This window comes from Burkholderia pseudomultivorans (genome assembly GCF_902499075.1).
GTDB lineage: Bacteria > Pseudomonadota > Gammaproteobacteria > Burkholderiales > Burkholderiaceae > Burkholderia > Burkholderia pseudomultivorans.
In genome coordinates, this window is sequence record NZ_CABVPP010000148.1 from 1 (window position 1) to 520 (window position 520).

1 rRNA gene is annotated in these 520 nt (G+C 57.3%); it reads left to right on the forward strand.

The features are described 5' to 3' along the window. Nucleotides 1-520, forward strand: a 23S ribosomal RNA gene (locus BST28156_RS34595); the annotation flags it as partial.

Here is a 520-nt window from a genome sequence, read left to right on the forward strand (position 1 = left end):
CGTAATAGCTCACTGATCGAGTCGTCCTGCGCGGAAGATGTAACGGGGCTAAGCCATATACCGAAGCTGCGGATGCGTGCTTGCACGCATGGTAGGAGAGCGTTCCGTAAGCCTGCGAAGGTGCCTTGTAAAGGGTGCTGGAGGTATCGGAAGTGCGAATGCTGACATGAGTAGCGATAAAGGGGGTGAAAGGCCCCCTCGCCGTAAGCCCAAGGTTTCCTACGCAACGTTCATCGGCGTAGGGTGAGTCGGCCCCTAAGGCGAGGCAGAAATGCGTAGCTGATGGGAAGCAGGTCAATATTCCTGCACCGTCGTTAGATGCGATGGGGGGACGGATCGCGGAAGGTTGTCCGGGTGTTGGAAGTCCCGGTCGCTGCATTGGAGAAGGCGCTTAGGCAAATCCGGGCGCGGGATTCAAGGGTGTGGCGCGAGCGCTCTAGGGCGCGAAGCAATTGGAAGTGGTTCCAAGAAAAGCCTCTAAGCTTCAGTCTAACGATGACCGTACCGCAAACCGACACAG